The sequence below is a fragment of the Leptodesmis sp. genome, assembly GCF_052746595.1.
Window position 1 is genome coordinate 46,516 of the sequence record NZ_JBRAGO010000017.1, and the last position, 7,646, is coordinate 54,161.

7 protein-coding genes and 1 tRNA gene are annotated in these 7,646 nt (G+C 51.4%); 5 read left to right on the plus strand and 3 right to left on the minus strand.

The features are described 5' to 3' along the window. Nucleotides 1-6: 6 nt before the first annotated feature. Together acs and ACUVQO_RS05805 are read left to right on the plus strand one after the other, a co-directional pair. Nucleotides 7-1,974 (plus strand): acetate--CoA ligase, encoded by a 1,968-nt coding sequence (gene acs / locus ACUVQO_RS05800; protein ID WP_445924943.1) that lies wholly within the window; start codon nt 7-9, stop codon nt 1,972-1,974. Nucleotides 1,975-2,248: 274 nt separating this feature from the next. After that, entirely contained in the window at nt 2,249-2,791 is a 543-nt protein-coding gene (locus tag ACUVQO_RS05805) for a hypothetical protein (RefSeq protein WP_445924944.1), read from the plus strand. Nucleotides 2,792-2,975: 184 nt separating this feature from the next. Here ACUVQO_RS05805 and ACUVQO_RS05810 read toward each other — a convergent pair. Then, a tRNA-Ile gene (locus tag ACUVQO_RS05810) sits at nt 2,976-3,048 on the minus strand. A gap of 316 nt (nt 3,049-3,364) precedes the next feature. Here ACUVQO_RS05810 and ACUVQO_RS05815 point away from each other — a divergent pair. From ACUVQO_RS05815 to ACUVQO_RS05825, 3 genes are all read left to right on the plus strand, one after another. Further along, on the plus strand, nt 3,365-4,015 hold the full coding sequence (locus ACUVQO_RS05815) for a hypothetical protein (protein WP_445924945.1): 651 nt from the start codon (nt 3,365-3,367) through the stop codon (nt 4,013-4,015). A 44-nt stretch (nt 4,016-4,059) separates the two neighbouring features. Next, on the plus strand, nt 4,060-5,550 hold the full coding sequence (locus tag ACUVQO_RS05820; RefSeq protein WP_445924946.1) for a hemolysin family protein: 1,491 nt from the start codon (nt 4,060-4,062) through the stop codon (nt 5,548-5,550). A 123-nt stretch (nt 5,551-5,673) separates the two neighbouring features. Further along, nucleotides 5,674-5,988 carry a hypothetical protein gene (locus ACUVQO_RS05825; protein ID WP_445924947.1) on the plus strand — a complete coding sequence of 105 codons (315 nt, stop codon included), beginning with the start codon at nt 5,674-5,676 and terminating at the stop codon, nt 5,986-5,988. Nucleotides 5,989-6,045: 57 nt separating this feature from the next. Here ACUVQO_RS05825 and murQ read toward each other — a convergent pair whose 3' ends face one another. Both murQ and ACUVQO_RS05835 read right to left on the minus strand, forming a co-directional pair. Next, nucleotides 6,046-6,978: an N-acetylmuramic acid 6-phosphate etherase gene (gene murQ, locus ACUVQO_RS05830; RefSeq protein WP_445924948.1), complete on the minus strand. Its 933-nt coding sequence runs from the start codon at nt 6,976-6,978 to the stop codon at nt 6,046-6,048. A gap of 17 nt (nt 6,979-6,995) precedes the next feature. Next, complete coding sequence (locus ACUVQO_RS05835; RefSeq protein WP_445924949.1) at nt 6,996-7,391, minus strand: DUF3110 domain-containing protein; 396 nt, start codon at nt 7,389-7,391, stop codon at nt 6,996-6,998. Nucleotides 7,392-7,646 lie beyond the last annotated feature (255 nt).

The following is a 7,646-nucleotide window of genomic DNA, read 5'->3' on the forward strand; positions in this document are numbered from 1 at the left end:
AACGCTATGCCGCAGCCTACAATTGAATCTATTCTTCAAGAAAATCGTTTATTTAATCCGCCTGCCGAATTCTCTCAGGCTGCCCGCATCAAAAGTCTGGCAGAATATCAGCAACTCTACGAAAAGGCAAAAGCGAACCCAGAAACGTTTTGGGCTGAGTTGGCCGAGCAAGAGTTGCACTGGTTCCAGAAATGGGACACGGTCTTGGACTGGCAACCGCCCTTCGCCAAATGGTTCGTGAACGGCAAAATTAATATTTCTTACAATTGCCTTGATCGCCACCTGGCCACCTGGCGCAAGAATAAGGCGGCACTGATTTGGGAAGGGGAACCGGGAGATTCTCGCACGCTCACTTACGCTCAGTTGCATCGGGAAGTCTGCCAATTTGCAAATGTTCTTAAGCAATTGGGTATAACTAAGGGCGATCGGGTAGGCATCTATATGCCGATGATTCCCGAAGCGGCGATCGCGATGCTGGCCTGTGCCCGGATTGGTGCGCCCCACTCGGTGGTTTTTGGCGGCTTCAGTGCTGAGGCATTGCGCGATCGCCTGGTAGATGCCGAGGCAAAGGCGGTGGTAACTGCCGATGGAGGATGGCGTAAGGATGCAGCTGTTCCCCTGAAAGATCAGGTGGATAAAGCACTTGCCAATAATAGCGTTCCCAGCGCGAAGAATGTTCTCGTGGTGAAGCGCACCGGTCAGCATGTACACATGGAACCGGGCCGCGACCACTGGTGGCAGGATTTGCAAGCTGGCGTGTCTGCCGATTGCCCTGCTGAACCGATGGACAGTGAGGATATGTTGTTTATCCTCTATACCTCCGGTAGCACGGGTAAACCGAAAGGCGTGGTGCATACCACAGGGGGCTACAATCTCTATACTCACATGACGACTCAGTGGATCTTTGATCTGCAGGACACTGATGTCTATTGGTGTACGGCTGATGTCGGCTGGATTACTGGACACAGCTACATTGTCTACGGCCCTCTGTCTAATGGAGCCACCACGTTAATGTATGAAGGAGCACCCCGATCGTCTAATCCCGGTTGCTTCTGGGATGTAATCGAGAAATACGGCGTGACAGTTTTCTATACCGCTCCGACCGCGATTCGTTCCTTTATCAAGATGGGCGAACATTTACCTAAGGCGCGGGATCTTTCTTCCCTGCGACTGCTGGGGACTGTAGGCGAACCGATTAACCCAGAAGCCTGGATGTGGTACTACCGGATTATTGGCGGAGAGCGCTGTCCGATCGTCGATACCTGGTGGCAAACGGAAACCGGCGGCATTATGATCACTCCCCTCCCTGGAGCCATTCCCACCAAGCCAGGCTCCGCCACGCTGCCTTTCCCTGGCATTCTGGCTGATGTGGTAGATCTAGAAGGCGATCCGGTTAAACCCAATGAGGGTGGCTATCTGGTTGTTCGCTACCCCTGGCCAGGAATGATGCGAACCGTTTATGGCGACCCAGAACGATTCCGCCGCACCTATTGGGAACATATTCCTCCCAAAGATGGGCAGTACGTTTACTTTGCTGGAGATGGTGCCCGTCGCGATGAGGATGGCTATTACTGGGTAATGGGCCGAGTGGATGATGTGATCAACGTGGCAGGACACCGTTTGGGAACGATGGAAATTGAGTCGGCGCTGGTGTCGCATCCAGCCGTCGCAGAAGCGGCTGTAGTTGGCAAGCCCGATGAGGTCAAGGGACAGGAGATTGTTGCTTTTGTCACCCTGGAAGGGGACTTTGAACCCAGTAATGAACTCAAGGAAAACTTGAAGAAGCACGTCGTGGCAGAAATCGGAGCAATCGCCCGTCCCGGTGAAATCCGCTTTGCCGATGCCCTGCCCAAAACTCGCTCCGGCAAAATCATGCGTCGTCTGTTGCGATCGCTGGCTGCCGGTGAAGAAGTTTCCGGTGATACTTCAACCCTGGAAGATCGCGGCGTGCTGGAAAAACTGCGTCAGGGATGAGGAGGCAATGATGAGATGACGGGATGACGAGTAGATGAGTGATGAATCTCATGATTTCGTCATTCCATTATCTTCCCCTCCTTCTGCCTTCATGAGTCCCTGCTTATTCATTTGCAACTATTTCTACACAAAATGCCTAAAAATTTATGGGTTCAATTTGAAATAGTCTGAGTACAATTTTACTGAAGGTTAAGCATTGAGATGGGGCATATTCAATCCCGATCTTGAGCATGAACATTGGTAATTACTGACTGCAAATTTGAGGAGTGGTCTCATGAAATTTGGGAGTCGTTTCATCAGTATCGCCTGCCCATGCGCGATCGCCGGATTGACTGCACTATCTTTATCGACTGTTCTGAGTTCTGGTGCGATCGCCCAAGTGGTCGTTACAGCGGGGAGTCAATACACCGATTTTCCGACAGTGGGTGGAGTGCCGTTTGGGCAAGTTTATAACGAATTTACCGAAGCATGCTTTTCCCACGGTCGCGACTTTTTTGGGAGTGCAAATATCCCTGGGCAGCTTAAAACAATCTTTGGTACTCCTGGCTTTCCAGAAAACTCAGCGGCAAGGGATGCTAAGGAGGTTTATCAGGTCTACCAAGCAACCATGTATCGGCAGCTAAATGCAGGTCCCATTGTTCGCACCTTGGATCTGCCCTCCCCCTTCCCCGCCTCCTTGCGAACCCTACCTCGCCCCGCTGTTGCCATTCCAGTTCAAGCCGTAGAACCTCCTTTGGCGGCCCCACCTCCAATGGCGCGTCCCTTACCTCAAACTCCTCCAGCCAAACCTGCAGGCCCAGTTCCCGCTTTGTGGTAAAAAAAGCGATTGGTAAGTCAATTAAGTTTGAAAAGTATCTGGCGGTTAAAACCGCGACTACACTCACCCAATCTGCCGACGCAGACTCAACACAATCGAAGTTTTCAGTAACCTGCGTCGGCAGGTTTCCTCTCTATAGCCGCGACTTCAGTCGCTAGGGTGGCTAATGCAGCGCCAGAAAAAATCCAGGGTGCAGGGGTCGAACCTGCCTGAGGCGAATTATGAGTTCGCTGCCTAAACCGCTCGGCCAACCCTGGCTAGCCCTCATTGTAAGCGCTCTTCCTGCAAATTGCATAAAATTCCCTGGAAACTGATTCTCCGAGAGCCGGGATTCCTGTTGGGATCTCGGTTTTTCAGTTGGGAAACTGACCTCTGGCACGAGGCGCATGGAAAGTTTTGTTAACTTAAAACTCAAAACTTTTTGAAACGTTTCTGTCGAATTGCACAGATCCTGTCTAAAATTGCAACTACTCTATTTCATCTGGGACGAAAGCTGTCCCCGCTTCCGTGAAATTAGAGGGTAATTTCTGGTAGCGTAGTTCGTGGCGAGCGATCGCGGTTAGGTAATAACTCATGAAGTGGAATTCAACAATTGGGCTGACTCTCATTCTTCTGGCAGCAATGCTGGGGGCCGGAATCATGAGTGCCGTAGCCGGAATGAAGATAGGCCGAGAAGCACTCAAGGGAATTACCCAACCGGACACCCGCCCTACAAATAATCTGACTAAACAGAGTGGGAATGGTTCTCGTCGGGATGACCTGGTTCTTTTGCAAGAAGACAAAATTATTGCCAGTGTTAAAGAACGGATGTCCGGTGGAGCCGGGGGCACTAATGCTGCTAAACCAACCCCAGCCCCTGTGAAAGAAGAACAGGCGGCTAAATTTCCCATCTCCAGTGAAAGTGATGGAATTATCTTGACAGTCAACTCAGTGCAATTTCAGGGCGAGTTCTTGGCCCTATCTGTCTCTTTACAAAACAGCAGCAACGATTCAATTAAGTTTCTCTACAGCTTTCTGGAAATCAAGGATGACCAGGGCCGCACCTTAAGTACCAACACTGAAGGATTGCCGTCTGAATTACCGCCTTCCAGCCAGACCTATTCCGGCACAATTCGGATTCCAGCAACCTCGGTGGATAAGGCAACCAAACTATCGTTGTCTCTGGCTGATTACCCAGACCAGCAGGTGCAAATTCAAATGGCAAATATTCCAATTACTCGGTAGAGAATGGATATGCCCTTTTTGATAGCGGAGCACAGGGGAAGGGTGTGCAATCGACGGCGATCTCTGCGTCTATATTGGTTGCTTCGGCTGTGAATCAAGACCTGGTAAATCAACTCGCGACTGAATACCCGTGGCCAGAGGTTGCGGGGCGGTTACTGTCCGTTTTTTTGCTGATTGCGATCAATGCATTTTTCGTTACGGCTGAGTTTTCCATTGTCTCAGTCCGGCGATCGCGCATTAATCAACTGGTGGGAGCGGGAGACGTTCAGGCTAAAACAGTACAGGATTTGCAGCGTAGTATTGATCGGTTGCTCTCCACTACCCAATTGGGAATTACCCTTTCCAGCCTGGCTTTGGGATGGATCAGTGAAACCGCCATGGCCGGATTAATGGCTTACTGGCTGACCCACTTACCCTTACCGTCTGCCCTAAATCAGGCCGTCTCCCATTCCCTGGCCCTTCCCCTAACCTTTCTAGTGATTGCCTACCTGCAAATCGTTCTGGGAGAACTGTGCCCCAAGTCGGTGGCATTGTTGTATTCCGAAGAACTGGCCCGCTTTCTGGGGGCCCCCAGTCTGGCGATCGCCCGCATCTTCAACCCCTTTATCTGGATTCTCAACCAATCTACCCGGCTGCTACTTCGCTTAGTTGGCATTCAATATACTGGGCAGGGATGGTATAACCAGGTGACTCCGGAGGAACTCCAGTTAATTATTACCACTTCCAGCGAATCGACGGGGCTGGAAGCGGAAGAACGGCAGTTACTCCAGAATGTTTTTGAATTTGGAGAGGTGATCACAGGGGAAGTGATGATTCCTCGCACCAGTATTGTCGCTATCCCCAGTGATGCCACCCTCAGAACCTTATTACAGGAAGTGGCGGCATCAGGCCATTCTCGCTATCCGGTAATGGGTGAGTCTTTGGATGATATTCGTGGCCTGATCCACTTCAAGGAACTGGCAGAACCCCTGTCCCAAAATGCTCAATGGCTCGATCAATCGATTGAGCCTTGGATCCGGCCAGCACACTTTGTGCCTGAATATACACCCTTAAGTGAACTATTAGCCTTGATGCAGCGATCGGGACAACCGATGGTTCTGGTCGTGGATGAATTTGGGGGCACGGCGGGTTTGGTCACGATTGAAGATGTAGTTGCTGAAATCCTGGGTGATTCCGTTGAACCTGACAACCCGGAAGAGCCAACAATTCGCATTCTGGATGATCAGACCTTTTTGGTGCAGGCGCAGGTGGATCTGGAAGAAGTGAATGAGGTACTGCACCTGGATTTGCCCCTCACCGATGAGTACCAGACTCTGGGAGGCTTTGTTCTGTTTCGTCTACAACGGATTCCCCAACCTGGCGAAGTGATGCATTACGGTGGCTATGAGTTTATGGTGACGGCAGCAGAAGGGCCAAGACTGGATCAGATTCGAATTCATCGCCTAGAACCCCCCGAAACTAACCTGGAAGATCTCTTGAATCGGGACAGTCAGAAAGATCCAATCAGCGATCGTCCTTCAGCATCAGATCAATAGCGCTATGGATGAGCGATCGCTGCTCAATGCCTTCAATGCCCAGGGACAATTAAAGCCATGAATTTAGACTGTCAGGGGAACTCCAGAAGGGGTAGGATACAGATAGTTCACAGAATTTAACAAATGGTAGAACGTCCTATCAAAAAGTCTGAGCGGTTAGCCAAAGCCGCTGCAGCAGGTGAGAATGTTAGCGCTCAGCCGTCTGAGCGTAGTGATACCCGTTCTGATCGTCGTAAGGGAGGCAAGGGCAAAGGCAAACGAGGGTCGCGACAGGAAGCACCTAAGCCCCCCATCAATCCAGCTTTAATGCGCGGGCCAAAACCCGTGAAGCCCCAACCCGAACCAGAGGCTCCACCGGAACCCGAAGAGAGTGCCGAAGAGAGCGCAGAGACCTCTGTAGAAACTCCGGCTGAGGAGAATGCAGAAACGCCGGCTTAAAGCTTGGAGCCTGTCGAGCCTGCAGACCTAGTAGCGTAGCTGAGGGGCAAATTACCTTTATTTATTCTTTAAAGCATTGATGGCCTCTCGTAAATTGCCCTGATGCTGCGCTAAAAGTCGATCGCTCTGCTCCTGATCCAGATCTGTCCAGTGCATCAACAGAGCCAGTTTTACCCTGCGTCCACTGCGTTCCAGGAGATATCCGGCTTCTTCTCGACTCAAATTTGTGAGGTCACAGATAATTCGCAAAGCGCGATCGTGGAGTTTGGTATTAGTCACCGCGACATCCACCATCCGGTTGCCGTAAACCTTCCCCAACTGCACCATCACGCCAGTTGAGAGAATATTCAGGGCTAACTTCGTTGCAGTGCCTGCTTTCAGCCGGGTCGATCCCGCTAGAATTTCTGGCCCCACCAGTAATCGGATGTCGATGTCTACGTGAGCGCTCACCTGCTCCGCTGGCACACAGGCCATAAAGATGGTCGTCGCTCCTCGTTGGCGGGCCGCCTGTAACGCGCCCTGCACATAAGGAGTCGTGCCGCCTGCTGTAATGCCAACTACTACATCCAGTTCAGTGATATGGCGATGAGCGATCGCGGCAGATCCATCCTCAGCTCGATCTTCCAAATCTTCTGAGCTACGAATCAGTGCTCCAGCTCCTCCAGCAATAATCCCCTGCACCAGTTCGGGATCCGTGCAGAAGGTGGGTGGACATTCGGCGGCATCCAGCACTCCCAGGCGGCCACTGGTTCCCGTTCCCACATAAAATAGCCGTCCTCCCTGGCGCAAAGCGGATGCTGTCCGGGTGATGGCGGCGGCTAATTCCAGACGGGCACCTGCGATCGCCTCTAACACCCTGGCATCTTCCTGATTAAACAGATCTACCAACTCCAAAGGACTCAGTTGATCTAAGTTCTGGCTATTGGGATTGGCCTGCTCCGTCAGCAAATGTCCCCGTTCTTGCCCCACTATCCATTGTCCCTTAGTCACAATCTGCGATCCACCTTTTATAACAATCCTTCCAACCTGCGCCGGATTTTGTCTAACTCATCATTCGCCATTGACCTTTCTTTCGGTTGGTCAGCGGTCAGTTCCCAGTCCGTTTGGGGCACGTTGGTTTCAGGAGGGGCCAGCAACAGCCGTTCTGCATCCGATTGGGGAATAAACCCTTTAGGAACAAGCTGATACTCATAGCCTGCCCCCTTGCAGAACTCCTCAATTTCCTCCTGATCTAGAGACTCTACAGAAGGAGTCGGGAAGTCTTGAGCTTCTAGCAGGAGGGCATAGCGAGTGGCATCGTCCTCCTCTTCAAACATCAGCACCAGATTGCGATCGCCAATCTGCAACGTATGCAGCCCCTCATTTTCCGTCCCAACATTAAACAGCAGTACAAATACTTGCATGGTTCCAGGTGCTCTTAAACCGTCGTTCATCCATATTACTGGCAGATTACGCGATTAACCTTCCCTTATAATAGGGGCTGTTTTCTGCAAGCTCCATCTCGAAAATGTTCTGCTGCTTGACCATAGAACGAGTCTAAACTACAAAAATAGTCAGCTGGCCTTGTTTTAGTGACATCCTCCCGACACCGATGCTACGCATGCGGTGCGGGCTTCCCAAGATCGCTCTTGAGCATTCCTGCCCCACGCCACTTATCT

What these genes read in the sequence shown, in the direction of transcription:
- acs (WP_445924943.1), top strand. Translation starts at nt 7, where the DNA reads ATGCCGCAGCCTACAATTGAATCTATTCTTCAAGAAAATCGTTTATTT.
- ACUVQO_RS05805 (WP_445924944.1), top strand. Translation starts at nt 2,249, where the DNA reads ATGAAATTTGGGAGTCGTTTCATCAGTATCGCCTGCCCATGCGCGATC.
- ACUVQO_RS05815 (WP_445924945.1), top strand. Translation starts at nt 3,365, where the DNA reads ATGAAGTGGAATTCAACAATTGGGCTGACTCTCATTCTTCTGGCAGCA.
- ACUVQO_RS05825 (WP_445924947.1), top strand. Translation starts at nt 5,674, where the DNA reads ATGGTAGAACGTCCTATCAAAAAGTCTGAGCGGTTAGCCAAAGCCGCT.
- ACUVQO_RS05835 (WP_445924949.1), bottom strand. Translation starts at nt 7,391, where the DNA reads ATGCAAGTATTTGTACTGCTGTTTAATGTTGGGACGGAAAATGAGGGG.